Genomic DNA, 21038 nt, shown 5'->3' on the forward strand with positions numbered 1-21038 from the left:
AGGAGGCGGCGTTGTTCGATCCAGCGAATCGCGGCTAGCGCGCGACGCCGATCAGTCCTGACCCATCTGCTGCTTGATCAGATCACCGATAGTGGTCGCGCCACTGCTGTCGGTGCTCTCTTCGCGCAGCTTCTTCAGGTTCTGACGGGTGTCGTCCTGATCCTTGGCCTTGATCGACAGGTTGATCGCGCGGTTCTTGCGATCCACCCCGACGATGCGGGCCTCGACGCTGTCGCCTTCGTTCAGCACGTTGCGCGCATCTTCGACGCGGTCGGCGCTGATCTCGGAGGCCTTGAGGATGGCAACGACGTCGGTCGCCAGCTCGACGTGGGCTTCCTTGGCGTCGACTTCGACCACACGGCCGGTGACGATGGCACCCTTGTCATTGACAGCCAGGAACTCGGAGACCGGATCGGTCTCGAGCTGCTTGATGCCCAGCGAGATGCGCTCACGCTCCGGATCGATGGAGAGGATGACCGCTTCGGCTTCGTCGCCCTTCTTGAACTGACGCACGGCTTCTTCGCCGGTCTCGGTCCAGGAGATGTCGGACAGGTGCACCAGGCCGTCGATGCCGCCTTCCAGGCCGATGAAGATGCCGAAGTCGGTGATCGACTTGATGCTGCCGGCAACGCGGTCGCCCTTGTTGTAGCGTGCGCTGAAGTCTTCCCACGGGTTGGTGGTGCACTGCTTGATACCCAGCGAGATGCGACGACGCTCCTCGTCGATATCCAGCACCATGACGTCGACATCGTCACCCACCTGCACGACCTTGGAGGGGTGGATGTTCTTGTTGGTCCAGTCCATTTCGGAGACGTGAACCAGACCCTCGACGCCCTCTTCCAGCTCGGCAAAGCAGCCGTAGTCGGTGAGGTTGGTGACGCGGGCGGTGACCTTGGTGCCTTCCGGGTAGCGCGCGGTGATGTTGACCCACGGATCTTCGCCGAGCTGCTTGAGGCCCAGCGAGACGCGGTTGCGCTCGCGGTCGAACTTCAGCACCTTGACGTTGATCTCGTCGCCTACGGCAACGATCTCGGACGGATGCTTGATGCGCTTCCAGGCCATGTCGGTGATGTGCAGCAGGCCGTCGACGCCACCCAGATCGACGAAGGCGCCGTAATCTGTGAGGTTCTTGACGATACCCTTGATCTGCTGGCCTTCCTGGAGGGTGGCGAGCAGCGCTTCACGCTCGGCGCTGTTCTCGGCTTCGAGCACGGCGCGGCGCGATACCACCACGTTGTTACGCTTGGCGTCGAGCTTGATGACCTTGAAGTCCAGCTCTTTGTGCTCGAGGTGCGTGGTGTCGCGCACCGGACGCACGTCGACCAGCGAACCCGGCAGGAAGGCACGGATGGAGGCGACGTCGACGGTGAAGCCACCCTTGACCTTGCCGTTGATCACGCCTTTGACAATCTCTTCTTTCTCGAAGGCGGCTTCCAGCTCTTTCCACGCCTCGGCACGCTTGGCTTTCTCGCGGGACAGGCGGGTCTCACCGAAGCCATCTTCGACGGCCTCCAGGGCCACCTTGACTTCATCGCCGATGGCAATGGTCAGTTCGCCATTGTCATCGCGGAATTGGGAAACAGGGATCTGACCTTCGGACTTGAGGCCGGCATTGACGGTGACCCAGTCACCTTCGATGTCGACGACGGTGGCCATGACAATGGCACCCGCCTCCATGTTGATGTCCTGGAGAGACTGTTCAAACAACTCAGCAAAGCTTTCGCTCATGATGTTCCTGTGATCAACGTTTTGATGGCGGCGAACCGCCCTTCTCCGTACCACCAGCGAGTACGGGCCTACTGCAATGATCCCCGGGGACGTTGGCGCTGGTTCGACCTGGCCTGGCTTTCTGAAATGAGACTGCCGTGCCACGTCATGACGTCTTGCCGGGGGCTCCGTCATGGATCGTCAGGTCACGCGGTGAGGCCTCGCTGGGCCAGCAGCTGCGTCAACCGATCCACCACTTCCGGTATGGTCAGGCGCGTGGTGTCAAGCGTAATGGCGTCATCGGCCGGCTTGAGCGGGGCCACGCTGCGCTGCATGTCGCGCGCATCGCGTGCCTGAATCTCTTTTAAAAGACTCGATAGACTAGCAGTCACACCGCTTTCCTGCAACTGCAGGTGACGCCTCCGAGCCCGCTCCTCGGCCGACGCGGTGAGGAAAATCTTCAGCGGCGCATCGGGGAACACCACGGTGCCCATGTCGCGGCCATCGGCGACCAGCCCCGGCGCCACGGCGAAGTCGCGCTGACGCTGAAGCAGCGCCTCGCGCACCGGGTTGAGCGCGGCCACCTGGGAGGCACGATCCCCGGCCTCTTCGGTACGAATCGCCCGCGTCACCTCCTCACCCTCGAGCAGCACCTGGGGCTCGCCGTCGGCGACCAGGAATTCGACGTCGAGGCTTCCCGCCAGCGCCGCCAGGCCCTCGGCATCGTCCAGCGCCACCGCATGCTTGACGGCGGCCTGGGCGGTCAGCCGATAGAGCGCGCCGGAGTCGAGCAGGTGCCAGCCGAGGCGCTCGGCGACCAGCCGGCTGATGGTGCCCTTGCCGGCGCCCCCCGGGCCGTCGATGGTCAGCACCGGTGCTTGCGACGTGCTATCACTCATGCGCCCTCCCCGCCGTCGGCTCGCTCCTCGCCCAGGCTCAGGCCGACCTTGCGCGCCAGGTCGATGAATCCCGGGAAGGAGGTCGCCACATTGGCGCAGTCGTCGATGACGATCTCGGCGTCGGCGCGCAGCGCGGCGATACTGAAGGCCATCGCAATGCGGTGATCACCGAGGCTGTCGATGTGCCCGCCAGCGTAGCTGGGGCCGTTGCTGCCCTCGCCCGGGGCGCGACCGACGATGTCGATGCCGTCGGGGTGCAGGGTGTTGTCGACGCCCAGCGCGGTGAGGCCGTCGGCCATCGCCTGCAGGCGGTCGGACTCCTTGACCCGCAGCTCCTCGGCGCCGCGCAGGCGCGTGGTGCCCTCGGCGTTGGCCGCGGCGATGAACAGTGCCGGGAACTCGTCGATGGCCAGCGGCACCTGGTCCTGGGGAATCTCGATACCCTTGAGCGGCGTATAGCGCACGCGGATATCGGCCACCGGCTCGCCGCCGACCTCGGCCTGGTTGCTGAGCTCGAGGTCGGCGCCCATGGCCTTGAGGATATTGATCACGCCGATGCGGGTCGGGTTGATGCCGACGTGCTCGAGCATCAGGTCGGCCCCCGGGGTGATCGCCGCGGCGACCAGGAAGAAGGTCGCCGAGGAGATATCCGAGGGCACGTCAATGGGCCCTGCGGTGAGCATACCGCCGCCCTCGAGCCAGCAGGTGTCGCCGTCGCGCTGCACGGCGTAGCCGAAACCGTTGAGCATGCGCTCGGTGTGGTCGCGGGTCGGCGCCGGCTCGCGCACCTGGGTGACGCCCTCGGCGTACATGCCGGCCAGCAGCAGGCACGACTTGACCTGGGCACTGGCCATCGGCATGTCGTAGTTGATGCCGGCAAGGCGGCGTCCACCCTTGATCTTGAGCGGCGGGCGCCCGCCTTCGCGGGTCTCGATCTCGGCGCCCATCAGGCGCAGCGGGTCGGCCACGCGGCCCATGGGGCGCTTGGTCAGCGAGGCGTCGCCGATCAGCTCGCTGTCGAAGGCCTGGCCGGCCAGCAGGCCGGCGAACAGCCGCATGGCGGTGCCGGCGTTGCCGACGTAGAGCGGCCCGGCGGGCTGCTGGAGGCCATGCATGCCGACCCCGTGAATGGTCACTCGGCCCTGATGCGGGCCTTCGATGGCCACGCCCATCTCGCGGAAGGCCTGCAGGGTCGCCAGGCTGTCCTCACCCTCGAGGAAGCCCTTGACCTCGGTGACGCCCTCGGCCAGGGCGCCGAGCATGATCGAGCGGTGCGAGACCGACTTGTCGCCGGGCACGCGGATACGGCCGGTCACGGTGCCACCGGGGGCCACCCGGTAGCGAAGCGCTTGCTGTTGCATGGTGTGATCACTCACCTGGTAGCGGGTCTTGTTGAGTAGCGTATCGAAATAGTGCCGGGCATGGCTGGCGCGGTCGATGGTGGCCAGCATGGCGTCGCCGTCGCCGGCTTCCACCTCGCGACGCAGCCGCGCCAAACCGGCCTCGAAGTCGTCGAGGGCGTCGAGCACCGCGCGCCGGTTGGCGGTGAAGATATCGCGCCACATCACCGGGTCGCTGCCGGCGATGCGGGTGAAGTCGCGAAAGCCGCCGGCGGCGTAGCGAAAGATCTCCAGCCGCTCGTCCTGGCGCGCCAGGGTGTCGACCAGCGAGAAGGCCAGCAGGTGCGGCAGGTGGCTGGTGCGCGCCAGCACCTCGTCGTGGCGCTCCACCTCCATCTCCAGCACCTCGGCGCCGCACGCCTGCCACATCGCCCGCACCCGGGCCACTGCCTGGGGCTGGGTATCATGCTGCGGGGTGAGGATGACCTTGTGATGACGGAACAGCGCGGAGTTGGAGGCTGCCACGCCACTCTTCTCGGAGCCGGCGATGGGATGGCCGAACACCAGCTGCGGCGGCACGCGGCCGAAGGCGCGCTGGGCACAGTCGCGGATCGCCGCCTTGGTGCTGCCGACGTCGGTGATCACCGGCCAGGCGTGCTCGGCTCGCTCGGCCAGCGCCTCGGCCAGCGTCGTCATCACGCCGTCCATGGCCAGCACCGGCACCGCCAGCACCACCAGGCTGACGCCTTCGAGCTGCTCGGCGAACCGCGTGCCGCCGCTGTCGATCACGCCCATCTCGATGCCACGGGCAATCTCGTCGGCGTCGCGATCGCACCCGGCGATGGCACCGGCAAAACCCGCTTCCTTGAGCGCGGCGGCCAGTGAGCCGCCGATCAGGCCGAGGCCGACAATCAGGATCCGCGTTTCCTGCATGCCTGTTTCCTGCATGCTTAGAGCACGCCCATCGGGTAGGAGCCGAGCACCTTGAGATCGGCGGCGCGCAGCCGCACCTCCTCGAGCACCGCGGCGACCCGTGGCTCGTCGCGGTGGCCCTTGAAGTCGATGAAGAACACGTAGTTCCACACCCCGCTGCGCGAGGGGCGCGTCTCGAGGCGCGTCAGGTCGATGGCATGGCGGTGGAACGGCTCGAGCAGCTCGTGCAGCGCACCCGGCTGGTTGCGCATGGCGACGACTACCGAGGTCTTGTCCTCGCCGGACATCGGCACGTCGTGATTGCCGATGATCAGGAAGCGCGTGGAGTTGTCGGGGCTGTCCTCGATCTTCTCGGCGATGCGCTCCAGGTCATACAGCTTGGCTGCCATGTCGCCGGCAATCGCCGCGCTGTGCCACTCGGTCTTGACCAGCTTGGCGGCCTCGGCGTTGGAGGCCACCGCCACCCGTTCGGCGTGGGGATAGTGGGCATCCAGCCACTTGCGACACTGGGCGAAGGACTGCGGGTGTGAGTAGATCCTCGACACCTTGTCCTTGCGGGTATTGCTCGACACCAGCAGGTGCTGGTGAATGCGCAGCACCGCTTCGCCGCAGATGCGCATCGACGAATCCATGAAGGAGTCGAGGGTATGGTTGACCACGCCCTCGGTGGAGTTCTCCACCGGCACCACGCCGTAGTGCACGGCGCCGGCCTCGACTTCACGGAACACCTCGTCGATGGCCGCCATCGGCAGGCTCACCGCACTGTGGCCGAAGTGCTTGAGCGCCGCCTGTTGGGTAAAGGTGCCTTCAGGGCCGAGATAGGCGACCTTGACCGGCTGCTCGAGCGCCAGGCAGGCCGACATGATCTCGCGGAACAGCCGCGCCATCTCCTCAGCGTCCAGCGGGCCTTCGTTGAGGGCCATGATCCGCCGCAGCACCTGGGCCTCGCGCTCGGGGCGGTAGAAGACCGTATCGGGATCCTCCTGGGTCTTGATCTCGGCCACCCGCTTGGCGCAGGCAGCACGCTCGCTGATCAAGCGCAGGATATCGCTGTCCACTGCGTCGATGCGTTCACGCAGTGCATCGAGACTCTTCGGGGTATCGCTCATGGTCATCCCCTTCTATGTTCGAAATCGGTCATGAACTCGATCAGCGCGTCGACCCCCGCCTCGGGCACGGCGTTGTAAAGGCTGGCGCGCATGCCGCCGACGCTGCGGTGACCCTTGAGGTTGAGCAGCCCGGCCGCTTCGGCCTCGGCCAGGAACGGCGCATTGAGCGCCTCGTCGGCAAGCACGAAGGGCACGTTCATGCGCGAGCGGTTGCGCGGGACAATCGGGTTGGAGTAGAAGTCGCTGGCGTCGATGGTGGCGTAGAGCTTGGCCGCCTTGCGGTCATTGATGGCGTTCATCGCCGCCAGGCCGCCGACATCGTGCTTGAGCCACTCGAACACCAAGCCGGCCAGGTACCAGGCGTAGGTCGCTGGGGTATTGAACATCGAGCCGTTCTCCGCCATGACCTTGTAGCTGAACATGGTCGGCGTCTCGGGCCGTGCGCGTTCGAGCAGGTCGTCGCGCACGATGACCAGCGTCAAACCGGCCGGGCCGATGTTCTTCTGCGCCCCGGCGTAGAGCACGCCGAACTTCGAAACGTCGAGCGGCCCGGAGAGAATCGACGACGACATGTCGCAGACCAGCGGCACCTCGACCTCGGGAATATAGTCGAACTCGAGCCCGCCGATGGTCTCGTTGGCGGTGTAGTGCAGGTAGGCGGCATCGGCGGAGAGCTGGATCTCCTCGGGGCGCGGCACGGCGGTGAGGCCGTTGCCTTCGCTTGACGCCGCGATATGCGCCCCGGCCAGGTGCTGGGCCTCGCTGATCGCCTTCTTGCCCCAGATACCGGTGTACAGATAGTTGGGCGTGCCGCCGCGGCCCAGCAGGTTGTAGGGCAGCATGGCGAACTGCATCGACGCGCCGCCCTGCAGGAACAGCACCCGGTAGTTGTCGGGGATCGCCAGCAGCTCACGAATATCGGCCTCGGCTTGCTCGGCGATGGCCGTGAACTCGGGGCTGCGGTGACTCATCTCCATCACCGACAGGCCGCGGCCCTGGTAGTCGAGAAGCTCGTCGCGGGCTCGCTCGAGTACCGCCTGGGGTAGCGCCGCAGGTCCGGCGCAGAAGTTGTAGTGACGTGTCATCAGCGTGAGTCCAGATCCTCTGTCTTGGGTCCTTGTGGGAGTAACCCCATCGCGACTGAAGTCGCTCCTACATTGGCCTTGGCGCCGCTCCCTGTGGGAGCGAATTCATTCGCGATCTGTGGGAGCGGTTTTTAACCGCGATGTAGCGCGCAGCGCTACCAAGCAGCCCCCCTTCGCGACTGAAGTCGCTCCTACATTTGCCAATGGCGCCGCTCCCTGTGGGAGCGAATTCATTCGCGATCTGTGGGAGCGGTTTTAACCGCGATGTAGCGCGCAGCGCTACCAAGCAGCCCCCCTTCGCGACTGAAGTCGCTCCTACATTTGCCAATGGCGCCGCTCCCTGTGGGAGCGAATTCATTCGCGATCTGTGGGAGCGGTTTTTAACCGCGATGTAGCGCGCAGCGCTACCAAGCAGACCACCCCATCGCGACTGAAGTCGCTCCTACATTTGCCAATGGCGCCGCTCCCTGTGGGAGCGAATTCATTCGCGATCTGTGGGAGCGGTTTTAACCGCGATGTAGCGCGCAGCGCTACCAAGCAGACCACCCCCTCGCGACTGAAGTCGCTCCTACATTGGCCTTGGCGCTATTCCTCGCTTTCACCTTTCTCGCCGTCGCCTGCGCCCTGCTCCGCGTCACCTTCCTCGGCGTCGGCGGCTTCGTCGTTAACCGGTTCATCGCTCGGCTCGTCGATACGCACGGTCTTGACCAGCTTTTCGTCGTTGCCGAGGCGAATCAGCATCACCCCCTGGGTATTGCGCGAGGTGATCGAGACTTCGTCGACCCGGGTGCGCACCAGGGTGCCGCGGTCGGTGATCAGCATCATCTCGTCGGCGGAGTAGACCTGCATCGCCGCCACCAGGGAGCCGTTGCGCTCGCTGGTCTGCATGGCGATCACGCCCTGGCCGCCGCGTCCGCGCAGCGGGAACTCCTCGAGGCGAGTGCGCTTGCCGTAGCCGTTCTCGGAGGCGGTGAGGATATAGATCTGGCCACCGTTGCCGTTGTCGATGACCGCGCCGTTCTCGTCCTCGCTCTCGACGTCGGCCTCGGCGTCGATCTGCTGGCTCTGGGGGATGATCAGGCTGATCACCTCGGCGCCTTCCAGCAGGCGCATGCCGCGCACGCCGCGGGCGGTACGGCCCATCGAGCGCACGGCGGTCTCTTCGAAGCGGATCGCCTTGCCGTTGGACGATAGCAGCATGGCGTGGTCGCTGCCCGAGGTGATGGCGGCGCCCACCAGGCGGTCGTCCTCTTCGAGGTCGATGGCGATCAGGCCCACACTGCGCGGCCGCGAGAACTGGTCGAGGCTGGTGCGCTTGACAGTGCCCTTGGCGGTGGCGAAGAAGATGTAGCTGTCGGCGCGGTAGTCGCGCACCGGCAGAATCGCGTTGATCGCCTCGTCCTCATCCAGCGGCAGCAGGTTGACCAGCGGCTTGCCCCGCGAGCCACGACTGGCGTTGGGCATCTCGTAGACCTTGAGCCAGTAGACCTTGCCCTTGTTGGAGAACAGCAGCACGGTGTCGTGGGTCGAGGCCACCAGCAGGTGCTCGATGACGTCCTCATCCTTCATGGCGGTGGCCGACTTACCGCGCCCACCACGGCGCTGGGCCTGATAGTCCGAGAGCGGCTGGGTCTTGGCATAGCCGGAGCGCGACAGGGTGACCACCATGTCCTCCTCGGCGATCAAGTCCTCGATGCGCAGGTCGAGGTGGCTGGCCTGGATCTCGGTGCGGCGTGCGTCGGCGAACTGGTCGCGTACCGCGATCAACTCCTCGCGGATCACCTCGAGCAGGCGATCGGCGGAGGCCAGGATCTCGCTAAGCTCGGCGATCTTCTCGAGGATGCTGAGGTACTCGTCGAGCAGCTTCTCGGTCTCGAGCCCGGTCAGGCGGTGCAGCCGCAGCTCGAGAATCGCCTGGGCCTGGGCCGGCGAGAGGCGGTATTCGCTACCGGCCTGATTGAGGCCGAAACCCTCCTCCAGGTCTTCCGGCTTGCACGAGGTGGCGCCGGCGCGCTCGAGCATGCCGGTCACCTGCCCTGGCTGCCACACCGCGGCCAGCAGTTTCTCCTTGGCCTCGGTGGCGCTCGGCGAGGCCTTGATCAGCTCGATCACCTCGTCGATATTGGAAATAGCGACGGCCAGGCCTTCGAGGATATGGCCACGCTCGCGAGCCTTGCGCAGTTCGAAGATGGTGCGCCGGGTCACCACCTCGCGGCGGTGGCGAATGAACGCCTCGAGCACTTCCTTGAGGTTGAGGATCTTCGGCTGACCGTCCTCGATGGCGACCATGTTGATGCCGAAGACGTTCTGCAGCTGGGTCTGGGCGAACAGGTTGTTGACCACCACCTCGCCGGACTCGCCGCGCTTGACCTCGATCACCACCCGCAGACCGTCCTTGTCGGACTCGTCGCGCAGCTCGGCGATGCCGTCGATCTTCTTGTCCTTGACCAGCTCGGCGATCTTCTCGATCAAGCGCGCCTTGTTCACCTGATACGGCAATTCGCTGACGATGATGTGATCGCGGCCGGTCTTGTCGTCGTGTTCGATGGTGTGGCAGGCGCGCACGTAGATGCGCCCGCGGCCGGTGCGATAGGCCTCGAGGATACCGGCGCGGCCGTTGATGATGCCGCCGGTGGGGAAATCAGGCCCCGGGACGTGCTCCATCAGGTCGTCGACCGTCAGGGTGTAGTCATCGATCAGCGCCAGGCAGGCGTTGATGATCTCGTTCATGTTGTGGGGCGGGATATTGGTCGCCATGCCCACGGCGATGCCCGAGGAGCCGTTGATCAGCAGGTTGGGCACCTTGGTCGGCAGCACGTCGGGGATACGCTCGGTGCCGTCGTAGTTGTCGACCCAGTCGACGGTCTCCTTGTCGAGGTCGGCCAGCAGCTCGTGGGCCAGGCGCGCCATGCGCACCTCGGTGTAACGCATGGCGGCGGCGTTGTCGCCGTCGATGGAACCGAAGTTGCCCTGGCCGTCGACCAGTACGTGGCGCATCGAGAAATGCTGCGCCATGCGTACGATGGTGTCGTAGACGGCGCTGTCACCATGGGGGTGATACTTACCGATCACGTCGCCAACGACACGCGCCGATTTCTTGTAGGGTTTGTTCCAGTCGTTACTGAGCTCGTTCATGGCGAACAGCACGCGACGGTGAACCGGCTTGAGGCCGTCGCGCACGTCGGGCAGTGCTCGGCCGATGATCACGCTCATCGCGTAATCGAGGTACGACTGCTTCAGTTCGTCCTCGATGTTGACTGGCAGAATCTCTCTGGCAATGTCACCCATGGGTCGTCAAATCCTTTGCACTGCGACAGGTTGGCGCTACGGGATGCTTTTGGAATAGCCGCGTAACAGCAGAGCCGGAGTATATCACCGAGCGCAGGCAAAGGCAGCCGCCGGCGCCTCTGCATGGGTCGTGGCAGCAACCTAATCGCGACTAAAGTCGCTCCCACATTTGCCAGAGGCGCCATTCTCCTGTGGGAGCGAATTCATTCGCGATTGCTGCGCGCAGCGCTGCCGGGCCGCGACAACCCAATCCCATCGTGACTAACGTCGCTCCTACATTGGCCTTGGCGCCACTCATAGTGTGGGAGCGAATTCATTCGCGATGCAGCGCGCAGCGCTGCCGGGCCGATACCACCCAACCCCATCGTGACTGAAGTCTCTCCTACATTGGCCTTGGCGCCACTCCCTTGTGGGAGCGAATTCATTCGCGATTGCTGCGCGCAGCGCTTCCGGGCCGCGACTACCCAATCCCATCGTGACTAACGTCGCTCCTACATTGGCCTTGGCGCCACTCCCTTGTGGGAGCGAATTCATTCGCGATTGCAGCGCGCAGCGCTGCCGGGCCGCGACAACCCAATCCCATCGTGACTAACGTCGCTCCTACATTGGCCTTGGCGCCACTCCCTTGTGGGAGCGAATTCATTCGCGATTGCTGCGCGCAGCGCTTCCGGGCCGATACCACCCAACCCCATCGTGACTGAAGTCTCTCCTACATTGGCCTTGGCGCCACTCCCTTGTGGGAGCGAATTCATTCGCGATTGCAGCGCGCAGCGCTGCCGGGCCACTGGCACCCCTGCCCTGCATTCGCCATAATGTGCCTCCTTTTACACTCAGGACTGGCCATGTGGTTCAAGCACTTGCATCTCTATCGCCTGCATGAGGCACCCAGCATCTCCGGCGACACCCTGGAGGATGCGCTGGCCGAACAAGCCTTCCGCCCACTGGGCGGCAGCGAAGCCACGCGACTCGGCTGGCGCCCCCCGGGTGGGCGGCGCAGCACCCAATACGTGCACGAGCTGCAGGGCCATCGCCTGCTCAGCGCGCTGCGTCAGGAGCGCCTGCTCCCCGCCAGCGTGGTGCGCGAGGAGGTCGAGGAGCGCGTTGCCGACCGCGAGGCTGCCGAGGGCCAACCGGTCAGCCGCAAGGACAAGCAGGCGATCAAGGAGCAGGTCTATGAAGAGCTGCTGCCGCGCGCTTTCGTGCGCAGCCAGAAGGTCGACCTGTGGTGGGACACCCGCGGCGGCCTGATCGGCATCAACGCCTCGAGCCGCAAACGCGCCGAGGAGATCCTCGACCTGCTGCGCCAGACCCTGGGCAGCCTCAAGGTCACCCCGCTGGCCAGCCAAACGCTGCCGGTGCGTGCCATGACCGAGTGGCTCAACGATGCCGCCTCGCGCCCCGAAGGGCTGCTACTCGGCGACCAGGTGGAGCTCAAGGCCCAGGGCGACGACGGCGTGCTGCGCGCGCGCCAGGTCGACCTCGACAGCGACGAGATCCATACCCTGCTGGCCGGCGGCCGCCAGGCCACCCGCCTGGCGCTGGAGATCGAGGGCCGGCTATCACTGGTGCTCCATGACGACCTGGCGCTCAAGTCGCTGCGCTTCAGCGACGCCTTGCTGGATGAGGCCAACGCCAGCGATGATGGCGATGACGCCATCCTGCGCATGGAAACCGATTTCGTGCTGATGGCGCAGGCACTGGCCGCCGCCAGCGAGCAGCTGCTGGGCTGGTTGGGCGGCGAAGCTAGCCAAGACTCCACCTCCTCCGTTACCGCTAACCTGGCCGCAACACCGTGACTGCTGACTCACCCGCCACCGCCGAGGACGCCGTTCGCCAAGCGGACCCGTTCGCCAAGATCCGCCCCTATCACGACGACGAGGTCGCCGAGGTGCTCGCGCGGCTGGCCAACGACGCCGAGCTGCTCGACGCCCTGACCCAGTTCAAGCTGCCGCGCCTGGCGCGTTTCTCGCCGCGTCTGGCGCGGGCCATCGCCGGCGTCGCGGTACGCCGTGAGGTACGCGGCGTGGCCAGCGTTTACGATTTCCAGATGCGCATTGCCGGTTACATGCAGCGTATGATCCGCACCACCACCGACGCCTTCGAGGTCGAGGGGCTCGACGCGCTGGACGACGACACCGCCTACCTGTTCATCAGCAACCATCGCGATATCTCGCTGGATCCGGCCTTCGTCAACTACGCACTTTACCTCGCCGGGCGCAATACGGTGCGCATCGCGATCGGCGACAATTTGCTGCAGAAGCCCTACGTCAACGACCTGATGCGCCTCAACAAGAGCTTCATCGTGCCGCGCTCGGCCAAGGGCAAGCGCGCCATGCTGGCCGCCTACCAGGCGCTGTCGGCGTACATTCGCCACTCGCTGAGCGTCGACCGGCACTCGGTGTGGCTGGCCCAGCGCGAGGGCCGCGCCAAGGATGGCATCGACCGTACCGACCCGGCGATCATCAAGATGTTGACCATGGCCCGCCGTCACGCCGACAAGAGCGCTTCAACCGGCGACGCCATCGCCGAGCTGCGCGTGGTGCCGGTATCGATCAGCTACGAGTATGACCCCTGCGATGTGCAGAAGGCCCACGAGCTCTACGCCATGCACACCGAGGGGCGCTACCAGAAGGTGCAGTACGAGGATATCCGCTCCATCGTCGCCGGTATCATCGGCCACAAGGGGCGTATCAAGCTGACCTTCGGCACGCCGCTCGACGCCGACCACGACAGCCCCGAGTCGGTCGCCGCCGAGATCGACCGCCAAGTACTCGGCGGCTATCGACTGTTTCCCAGCCACCAACTGGCCCTCGAGGCCAGCGGCAAGGCACCCGACCTGATCTGCCTCGACGGCATCACCGACGCCGATCGCGAACAGTTCCGCCAGCGCCTGGAGCAGGTGCCCACGCACCTGCGCGACTGGTGGCTGGCACAGTATGCCAACCCGGTGCTCAGCCGCGCCGGGCGCATCTAAGGAGCCGCTGCCATGGGTCACGCCCACCCCTTCGACCGCGGCACCCAGACCCGCGAGGCGCACCGCATCACCCTGATCGGCGCGGTGATCGATGCGCTGCTGGGCGTGCTCAAGGTGGTGATGGGCCTCGTCGTCGGCTCCGCGGCACTGGTCGCCGACGGCGTGCACTCCTTCTCCGACCTGGTCACCGACGCCTTCGTGCTGGCCGCCACCCACTACGGCCGCCAGGCACCCGACACCAACCACCCCTACGGTCACGGCCGCATCGAGACGCTGGCCACACTGTGGCTGGGCAGCATCCTGATCTTCGTTGCCGGCGGCATCGCCTGGGCCAGCCTGTCACGGCTGTTCGACGCCGCGTCGATCCCCGCACCCGGGGCCTGGGCCATCGCTTTGGCGGTGGTAGCCCTGCTCGCCAAGGAGTGGATCTTCCGCGCCACCATGCGGGTCGCCAAGCGCGTCAATTCACGCCTGCTCGAGGCCAACGCCTGGCACTCGCGCAGCGACGCCCTATCCACGGTGGTAGTGCTGGTGGGGCTGATCGGCGCCCAGCTCGGCGCCGGCTGGCTCGACGCCGTGGCCGCGGTGGTAGTAGCGCTGATGGTCGGCAAGATCGGCGCCAATCTGCTGTGGGAGTCGAGTCAGGAGCTGGTCGACACCGCCCTTCCCGAAGAACAGCAGCGCCAGATGCGCGAGGTCGCCGAACAGGTGCCCGACGTCTACAACGTCCACGACCTGCGCACCCGCACCGTGGGCGGCCACGTACTGCTCGACTTGCATATCGTGGTGCCACCGCGGGTTACCGTGTCCGAAGCCCATGAGATCGGCAATGAAGCCAGCCGCCGACTGCGTGACGCTTTCCCGACCCTTACCGACGTCACCTTCCATATCGACCCTGAAGACGACCAGGGCAAGATAGACCCCAGCCTGCTGCCCGGCATGCCGCTGCGCGAGGACGTCGAAGGCAAGCTCGACGAGGTCTGGGCGCCACTGCCGGTATGGCAGGCACGCGTCGCCCTCGACCTGCACTATCTCGGCGACGCTATCGATATCTCGATCTTCGTGCGCGAGCTGCCCGCCGGCCAGACCCTCGCCGAGGCCGCCGCGCTGCTCCGCGAGCATGCCCGCCAACTCGCCTGGGTGGGACGCCTGCGCGTATGGCTTGGACCCGGCAAGGCCTGATAAGCTGGGGCTTGACTAAGAGGGTGTTTACAAAAGCCACCGCTAGTCAGCATAACGCTAATCGCCTCACGCAGGGCGCCACCCATGGCCAAGCCACCTTCCAGCGGGTTTCACTGCTCGCGCCGCCGCTTTGTGGTGGGCGCAGCCTCGCTGTGGCTGGCTGCCGGCCTGGGGTTGGTCACCACGCCGGCCAGCGGCAATCTCGACCCCTCGCGACTGCGCAGCGTGATGCAGTCGCGCTACGGCGGTCGTGGCGTGGCGGTGCTCGAGGAGTGGTTCGCACTGCTCGAGCGGCTCACCGGCACCGATGTCGATACCCAACTGCGCGAGGTCAACGACTTCTTCAATCGCCGCGTGCGCTGGGTCGACGACATCGACAACTGGGGCCACGAGGACTTCTGGGCCACGCCGCTAGAGACCATGGGCCAGGGCAAGGGCGACTGCGAGGACTACTCTATCGCCAAGTACATCACCCTGAAACAGCTCGGCGTTCCAGGCGAGCAGCTGCGCATGATCTATGTGCGCGCGCGCATCGGTCGCAGCCAGATCACCCAGGCGCACATGGTGCTGGGTTACTACGAGACACCCAGCGCCGTGCCGCGTCTCCTCGACAACCTGGTGCCGTCGATCACCCCCGCCAACCAGCGCAGCGACCTCGACCCAGTATTCAGTTTCAACAGTGAAGGGCTGTGGGCCGGCAGCTCGACCCAGTCCCGCGCCGACCCCACCCAGCGGCTGTCACGCTGGAGCAGCGTGCTCGGCCGCATGCAGGACCAGGGCTTCCTATGACCTTTCCCAATGACACCGCCGGCAGCAGGCAACGGAGACAACCGCCATGTCACTGATCAAACAACTGTGGCTGACCATTCTGCTACTGCTGCTGCTGGCCTTCGGCGGCAGCCTGATGATCGGGCTGACCTCGCTCAAGCAGTACACCGAGCAGGAGATGCGCATCAAGAATGCCGACAACGCCAACGCCCTGGCGCTGTCGATGAGCCAGCTCGACAAGGACCCGGTGACCATCGAGCTGCTGCTGGCCGCCCAGTTCGACACCGGCCACTACCGCCTGGTGGAGCTGCGCTCGCCGGAGGGCGAGGTGGAGATCCAACGCCAGGCCGATGAACGCCTCGCCGAGGTGCCCAACTGGTTCGTCGAGCGGGTACGCTTCGATATTCCCGCTGGCGAAGCCGTGGTACAGGACGGCTGGCAGCAGTACGGCACCGTGATACTCGAAAGCCACCACAGCTACGCCTACCATGCGCTGTGGCAGAACGCCCAGCGGCTGGTGGCCTGGTTTGCGCTGGCGGCGCTGATCAGCGCCGCGCTGGCCTGGTGGATCGTGCACAGCATCCGCCGCCCGCTGCACGCGGTAATCGAGCAGGCCCGCGACATCGGCAACCGCCGCTTTACCACTTCCGAGGAGCCGCGTACCCGCGAGCTGCGCCAGGTAGTCACCGCCATGAACCTGCTCTCGGCAACGGTGCGCGACATGCTTGGCCAGGAGGGCGAGAAGCTCGAGCGGCTACGCCGCAAGCTGCAGCAGGACGAGATCAGCGGCGCCGACAATCGCGGCCACTTCCTGCAACAGTTAGAACGCGCCCTGGACGTCGACACCGGCCCCGGCGCGGGCAGCCTGGTGATGGTGCGCATGGCGCGGCTCAGCGAGCTCAACCACCGGCTCGGCCACCAGGCCACCAACCGCCTGTTGGCCGAGGTCGCCAGCGCTCTTCGGCAACTCGCCAGTGTCTACGGCGGCGGCCAAGTGGGACGTCTCAACGGCAGCGACTTCGCCTTGCTGCTGCCCGGCGACGACGACCTCGAGGCCCTGGCCAAGGCCCTCAAGGCCAAGCTGCACCCGCTTACCGACGGCACCACAGCACCGATCGGCCTGCCCATGGCGCTGATCGCCTTTACCCATAGCGACGCCCGCAGCGAACTGCTCAGCGCCCTCGACGGCGCCCTGGCCCGCGCCGAGGACGACGGCGACCACGCCGTCGCCATTGCCAGCGGTGCCGCCCACCAGTCGCTGTTCAGCAACCGCGACGACTGGCGCCGTGCCATCGATACGGCCCTCGGCGAGGGGCTCTATCTCGGCCACTACCCGGTACTCGATGCCAATGCCATGCCGCTCCACCACGAGAGTCCCTCGCGCCTCAAGATTCAGGGCAAGTGGCAGCCCGCCGGGGTCTTCATGCCGTGGATCTCGCGGCTCGATATGAACGTCGACTTCGACCTGGCGGTGGTCAGGGCCGCGCTCGAGCAGATCGACGCGGATGGCAAGCCGCTGGGCATCAACCTCTCGCATCAGGCCGCCTGCGACAGCCGCTTCTTGAGCAACGTCAAGCCGCTGCTCAAGCAGTATCCGCAGGCGGCCGCCAAGCTGTGGCTGGAGCTGCCCGAGTCGGTGGCCGTGCATCATCTGGAAGGATTCCGCGGGCTATGCCGCGAACTGCAGCCGTTCGGCTGCCGAATGGGGCTCGAGCACGTCGGGCCCGAGTTCTCCAAGCTCGCCGATCTACACGATATCGGCCTGGCCTACCTCAAGATCGACGCCTCGCTGGTTGCCCGCATCGACGAGCAGCCCGACCAGCAGGCGATTCTGCGCGGCATGGCGACGCTGGCCCACTCGCTGGGCGTGCTGGTGATCGCCGAGGGGGTAGCGCAAGACGCCGAGGCCGAGACCCTGTTCGATCTCGGCCTCGACGGCGTGACAGGGCCCGGGGTACGCCCCGACACCCCAGGCGGCGAAGCGGAGTAGCGCTCGCTGGCTAGCGACAGCGGCGTCAAATGGTGTCGCTGTCGCTATCGTCCATCAGCCCCACGTCATTGACGCGGCGGCGCAGGCTCTGGCGGGCCATCAGCTTGTCGCGGGCCGCATCCGGCAAGTCGGTGAAGCTGATCACGCCCTTGTTCATCAGCACCTCGATCACGTCCTCCAGCACCCGCACAAACTCGAGGTCGGATTGGCGCAGTTCGTCGTTCTCCTGCCTGGCAGCGGCATTCAAGAAAGTCGCCAGCTCCGGGGAGTCACTGGCCAAGGGCTCTCGACATTCAGACGTCATCACCCTGCTGACCTGCTCGATATCACCGGCATCGTTACGTTTGATATACATAGGCCATCGTCTCTTCGCAGTTGGCAACAGCATAAACGAATACGCCCCGCCCAGCATTGCTGGGCGGGGTATGGTGATACGCTAGCTCAAAGCCAGTTACTGATCGATATGCAGCTGGCCGTTTTCGATCATCTTGGCAATCAGGTCGGCGCTATCTCCCGGACTTGCCCCGAAGTCGCTGAACGACTTACCTTCCAGGCGAATGGTCTGGTCGGCGTTTTCCTTACTGCCCGCCAAGCTACCATCGGAGCTGATATAGAGCACCGTATCACTGCCCTCTTGTTCGGCAAACACGAACTGGCCAATGGTCGCTTCGCTTTCATCCTGCAGTAGGTCGGCAATATCCAAGGTGTTCTGGCCATTACCGAAGTCGGTGACGATATCGTGAGCGGGGGTATCCGCATCCCCTTGATCGCCAAAGTTCCACTTGAAAACATCGTCACCGGCACCGCCCGCTAGGATATCGTTCCCCGCTCCACCAATCAGCAGGTCATCGCCCGAGCCGCCAATCAGGATATCGTCGCCGGCACCACCATCGAGAATATTATTACCGCCGTCATCTCTATCGGTGTCGGCGAGGGACTGCCAATTATCTCTTACGTACTCGATGATCTGCTGGTCATCCGGCGCTTGCCCCTGATTGACCTCCCACTTGAGATACTCGACCAGGCCGACATAACCAAGGCCGTCATGCTCACCAGCAATGAAGTGATCGCCGGTCTCGCCATTGGTCCACTCGAGGTGATCGGTATTTACCGTATCGCCAAAGATGATGTCATCGCCATCACCACCACGCAGGATATCGTCACCCAACTCATCGAGCTCATCGTACTCGACACCGCCCTCGAGCGCTGAATCGAGATCCTCAGCCGTGTGAACGATGCTTACCGAGCCGGCAGGTGCCGATATTTCACCCTCGCCCCAGTCGAACTGGCGATACATACCGTTGGCATAACCCCAGGAAACCTTGCCATCCATGAAGATGTTGGCGTCCCCCTCGACACCGTTGGTGGTGAAATACTGCAGGTACTGTTCACTGACGTCACTGCCGATACCCACCGCGTTGACCGCACTGAGACCCGCCAGCTCGGAAAACGCCTGCAGCGAGTCCTGCATCACCCAATATGTCGGCTCGGTGCCGGGGCCGTATAGCTGGTCGTTGTAGTACGAGTACGTCGGATCACCATCGGTGAGGAAGTAGGTCAGGTTCTCGAAATCGTCCTGCCCTTGCCCATTCTGGCCGTTGAACCAGGCAACGGCTTGCTGGAAGGCGGCCATGAAGTTGGTGCCGCCATCGGCACTCAGGCTATCGATGGCATCGATGAGCTGCTGAACATTGTCACTATCGAGGTTCTGGATCGTGACGGCAGTTTCGGCATGGGTCGAGAACGGCACCAGTTGCACATTGACGACACCATCATGCTGTTCCAGCTGATTGGCGAGGTTGATCAGTGACTGTTTGGTCAGCTCCATGAGACTCAAACCAGGCGTACCCGATGCATTGCTCATACTGCCCGACACGTCGACGATCAACGAAATATTGTAATTCTGCCCCGGCTGGATGATCAGGTTCTTACCGCCGATATCCCCGATCAGAAGATCGTCGCCACCATCGGATTCGAAGGTATTGTCGCCGTTACCGCCGACGAAAAGCTGGTCGGGTTCGGGAGCGCCGACATTGAGCGCGCCCTCGGCAGCATCACCGTCGCCGTCGATTCCCTGCAGCGGCAGGTTCAACTCGATATCGGATGACAGCCCCCCCTCTATCATGGAGAAGTCGCCTAGCGTGAAGTTCGCACCGCCACCTCCGGTAATCTCCAGCGCCTCGAACGGCGTGTCGCTCGTCACCTGGAAGGTGTAGCCATCCTGAAGGCCCTCGATTCTGACACCATCCCCTGAGAGGCTAATGGACATCTGCGAGGTAACGTCAGCACCATTCTCGTCGAAGACCCGGATATCCTCGAGACTCAAAGCAATCGGCGTACCACCTGCCGAAGTCCCGGCAATACCACCGTTCTGCGCAATACTGGTCGCAGTGACGCTACTGAATGCGTGGATCTCCAGTGCCGTCGTCGAGCCAGGAGAGCCATTGATGGCCACGGCCTGAGCAAAACTGCTGATACTGTTGTTCGAGTCCCAGCTGGCCGAGCGGCCGGCATTACCGCCTGAACCGCCTATATCGAGGCCCTTGACGAAGTCAAAGCGCGCCACTTCGCCATTGCCGATCGACTGGCCACCGGAGATGCCGATTCCATTACCAGTGCTGTTATTGACCTTGTCGCCGGCAGAGGTCGATATCAGGACATCATTGTTTTCAATGCCATCGTCAATGTTCAAACCATAAACGGTGCTATTACTGCCACCGACGCCACCACCGATGGTAGTAGTGAACTCGGTGCCGTTGAGGATATTGCCGAATACCTCAACGTTGAAACTATCCCCTGCTGGATCGAGAGTGATCTTGAATCCGACCTCACCCGATTCCGTCTTGGCAAACAGCACCGACTGGTCACCGCCCTCATAGGAGTAGGTCAATGCTTCGCCATTCAAGAGTAACTGATTGCCGTTGAGATCGGTGGCCGGTGTACCTTCCTCGATAGTGAAGATCACGTTTCCTACGCCGTCGGCACCGGCGGCATCGGCAAAGTTGATGCTGCCGGTGAAGCCGTCTTCGAGCTGGGCTGTATCGGCAAGGAATGAAGAGGGACCGTCGTCGATGAAGCTCAACCGGTCGCCCAGGTCGATGGCAGCGGTGGTGCTGTCGCCGTCACCGTCGGTGGCCGTGGCACTGAGCTGCAGCCCGCTGCCCGTCAGATCGAGCACGTCGGCCGGGTCGCTGCCATCCGGGTGCGACAGGGCCAGCAGTTGGGTCAGGGTAACCTCGCCGCTCTGGCTGTCCACGCTGATGGTAAAGGCCAGCTCGCCGCTGGCGGTGAGGCCTTCGATGACGCCGCCGTTGTCGACCAGGCTAATCGCCTCGCCGCTGGCGGTGGCAGTCAGGCCGGTGGCACCGCTACCGTCGACGCTCAGGGCGTAGCTGACACTGCCTTCGCCATCGGCACCGAAGTCGATGTCGAAGGCGCCGGCGAAGCTGGTCGTGGCCGGCTCACCGAAGGCGCTCTCGTCAACACTGAGGGTTTCGAGCTCGGTGGTGTCGGTGTCGAGGCCCGGCACGTCGTCGACGATGCTGATGTTGCCGCTAAGGTCGGTACTCAGAGTGTCGCTGACGGTGTCGCCATCACCGTCGGTGACGGTGACCGTGGCTTCGACACCGACCAGGCCGGCCGGCAGCGTGAGGCTGTCGGCACCCTGGGCGTCATGGTCGAGGGGCGCGGACTGGGTCACGGTGACCGTGCCATCACTGCCGATCTCGATACGCAGCACTTCGCCGTCAGGCGTGCTGCCGGT

13 protein-coding genes are annotated in these 21038 nt (G+C 64.6%); 5 read left to right on the forward strand and 8 right to left on the reverse strand.

From position 1 onward, the window contains the following. Positions 1-51: 51 nt before the first annotated feature. From rpsA to gyrA, 6 genes are all read right to left on the reverse strand, one after another. A complete protein-coding gene (gene rpsA / locus CK498_RS03925) occupies positions 52-1902 on the reverse strand; it encodes a 30S ribosomal protein S1 (protein ID WP_267873730.1) in 1851 nt (616 codons plus the stop codon). 11 nt (positions 1903-1913) lie between these two features. Then, positions 1914-2606: a (d)CMP kinase gene (cmk, locus tag CK498_RS03930; RefSeq protein WP_095619531.1), complete on the reverse strand. Its 693-nt coding sequence runs from the start codon at positions 2604-2606 to the stop codon at positions 1914-1916. Further along, a complete protein-coding gene (locus CK498_RS03935; protein WP_229358945.1) occupies positions 2603-4879 on the reverse strand; it encodes a bifunctional prephenate dehydrogenase/3-phosphoshikimate 1-carboxyvinyltransferase in 2277 nt (758 codons plus the stop codon). The genes cmk and CK498_RS03935 overlap by 4 nt, the downstream gene beginning before the upstream one ends. A gap of 17 nt (positions 4880-4896) precedes the next feature. Continuing rightward, complete coding sequence (pheA, locus tag CK498_RS03940; RefSeq protein WP_095619533.1) at positions 4897-5988, reverse strand: prephenate dehydratase; 1092 nt, start codon at positions 5986-5988, stop codon at positions 4897-4899. Between the two features lie 2 nt (positions 5989-5990). Further along, positions 5991-7073 carry a 3-phosphoserine/phosphohydroxythreonine transaminase gene (gene serC / locus CK498_RS03945; protein WP_095619534.1) on the reverse strand — a complete coding sequence of 361 codons (1083 nt, stop codon included), beginning with the start codon at positions 7071-7073 and terminating at the stop codon, positions 5991-5993. A gap of 585 nt (positions 7074-7658) precedes the next feature. Continuing rightward, positions 7659-10361: a DNA gyrase subunit A gene (gene gyrA, locus CK498_RS03950; protein ID WP_095619535.1), complete on the reverse strand. Its 2703-nt coding sequence runs from the start codon at positions 10359-10361 to the stop codon at positions 7659-7661. 842 nt (positions 10362-11203) lie between these two features. Between gyrA and CK498_RS03955 the strand changes: the two genes are divergently transcribed. From CK498_RS03955 to CK498_RS03975, 5 genes are all read left to right on the forward strand, one after another. Beyond that, entirely contained in the window at positions 11204-12157 is a 954-nt protein-coding gene (locus CK498_RS03955) for a recombination-associated protein RdgC (protein WP_095619536.1), read from the forward strand. Continuing rightward, positions 12154-13335, forward strand: coding sequence for a 1-acyl-sn-glycerol-3-phosphate acyltransferase (locus tag CK498_RS03960; RefSeq protein ID WP_095619537.1), 1182 nt, complete (start codon positions 12154-12156; stop codon positions 13333-13335). Before CK498_RS03955 ends, CK498_RS03960 begins: the two co-directional genes overlap by 4 nt. Positions 13336-13347: 12 nt before the next feature. Then, positions 13348-14517: a cation diffusion facilitator family transporter gene (locus tag CK498_RS03965; RefSeq protein ID WP_095619538.1), complete on the forward strand. Its 1170-nt coding sequence runs from the start codon at positions 13348-13350 to the stop codon at positions 14515-14517. 84 nt (positions 14518-14601) lie between these two features. After that, complete coding sequence (locus CK498_RS03970) at positions 14602-15306, forward strand: transglutaminase-like cysteine peptidase (RefSeq protein WP_095619539.1); 705 nt, start codon at positions 14602-14604, stop codon at positions 15304-15306. 46 nt (positions 15307-15352) lie between these two features. Further along, on the forward strand, positions 15353-17275 hold the full coding sequence (locus CK498_RS03975) for an EAL domain-containing protein (RefSeq protein WP_095619540.1): 1923 nt from the start codon (positions 15353-15355) through the stop codon (positions 17273-17275). 25 nt (positions 17276-17300) lie between these two features. On the opposite strand, the gene CK498_RS03980 is transcribed toward CK498_RS03975, so the two are convergent. After that, positions 17301-17630 (reverse strand): tryptophan synthase subunit beta like protein, encoded by a 330-nt coding sequence (locus CK498_RS03980; protein WP_095619541.1) that lies wholly within the window; start codon positions 17628-17630, stop codon positions 17301-17303. A gap of 96 nt (positions 17631-17726) precedes the next feature. Next, positions 17727-21038: DUF5801 repeats-in-toxin domain-containing protein (locus tag CK498_RS03985; protein WP_095619542.1), on the reverse strand; the 3312-nt coding region annotated here is incomplete at its 5' end.

The sequence above is a fragment of the Halomonas salipaludis genome, from assembly GCF_002286975.1.
Lineage (GTDB): Bacteria > Pseudomonadota > Gammaproteobacteria > Pseudomonadales > Halomonadaceae > Franzmannia > Franzmannia salipaludis.

Coding starts and splice junctions, on each gene's coding strand:
- CK498_RS03965 (WP_095619538.1), top strand. CDS start 13,348: ATGGGTCACGCCCACCCCTTCGACCGCGGCACCCAGACCCGCGAGGCG.
- gyrA (WP_095619535.1), bottom strand. CDS start 10,361: ATGGGTGACATTGCCAGAGAGATTCTGCCAGTCAACATCGAGGACGAA.
- pheA (WP_095619533.1), bottom strand. CDS start 5,988: ATGAGCGATACCCCGAAGAGTCTCGATGCACTGCGTGAACGCATCGAC.
- CK498_RS03970 (WP_095619539.1), top strand. CDS start 14,602: ATGGCCAAGCCACCTTCCAGCGGGTTTCACTGCTCGCGCCGCCGCTTT.
- CK498_RS03955 (WP_095619536.1), top strand. CDS start 11,204: ATGTGGTTCAAGCACTTGCATCTCTATCGCCTGCATGAGGCACCCAGC.
- rpsA (WP_267873730.1), bottom strand. CDS start 1,902: ATGACGGAGCCCCCGGCAAGACGTCATGACGTGGCACGGCAGTCTCAT.
- CK498_RS03935 (WP_229358945.1), bottom strand. CDS start 4,879: ATGCAGGAAACGCGGATCCTGATTGTCGGCCTCGGCCTGATCGGCGGC.
- CK498_RS03975 (WP_095619540.1), top strand. CDS start 15,353: ATGTCACTGATCAAACAACTGTGGCTGACCATTCTGCTACTGCTGCTG.
- cmk (WP_095619531.1), bottom strand. CDS start 2,606: ATGAGTGATAGCACGTCGCAAGCACCGGTGCTGACCATCGACGGCCCG.
- serC (WP_095619534.1), bottom strand. CDS start 7,073: ATGACACGTCACTACAACTTCTGCGCCGGACCTGCGGCGCTACCCCAG.
- CK498_RS03980 (WP_095619541.1), bottom strand. CDS start 17,630: ATGTATATCAAACGTAACGATGCCGGTGATATCGAGCAGGTCAGCAGG.